The following is a 518-nucleotide window of genomic DNA, read 5'->3' as shown; positions in this document are numbered from 1 at the left end:
GAAGTCGTAACAAGGTAGCCCTAGGGGAACCTGGGGCTGGATCACCTCCTTAAACGAAAACCGACGTCCATAAGCGCTCACACGAATTGTTTGATAATCATGATGACTTGTTCATCGTGATTTTCTTCGTTCTTTAACAATGTGGAATCCAAATATTTAAGCTGAATTGATTTAGACAACCTCGGTTGTTTAATGAAGATTCTTGCTGAGACACTCTTAACGCCAGGACGGCGTGTATGCCGGTAATGCAGGAGCAATTTCCGGTCAAGTCAATAATCGAAAGATTATTGCTAAGTGTATGGCGATCTGAGATTCATGCTTCGGCATGGGTGATCAGATAAAGATCGTTAAGGTAGTTATTTATTGTATAACCTCCTGCATCTAATTCATTAGATCGCTTCGGGTTATATGGTCAAGTGACTAAGCGTGCACGGTGGATGCCTTGGCAGTCAGAGGCGATGAAGGACGTGGTAATCTGCGATAAGTCTTGGGGAGCCGATAAACAGGCCGTGATCCAG

At 44.2% G+C, this 518-nt stretch carries 2 rRNA genes; both read left to right on the top strand.

What is annotated here, in order from left to right:
* Positions 1–52, top strand: a 16S ribosomal RNA gene (locus tag ACNRUY_RS26760); the annotation flags it as partial.
* Positions 53–410: 358 nt separating this feature from the next.
* A 23S ribosomal RNA gene (locus ACNRUY_RS26755) occupies positions 411–518 on the top strand; the annotation flags it as partial.

Source organism: Endozoicomonas sp. Z74 (genome assembly GCF_057680865.1).
This window is presented reverse-complemented; position numbering and strand designations above follow the sequence as displayed.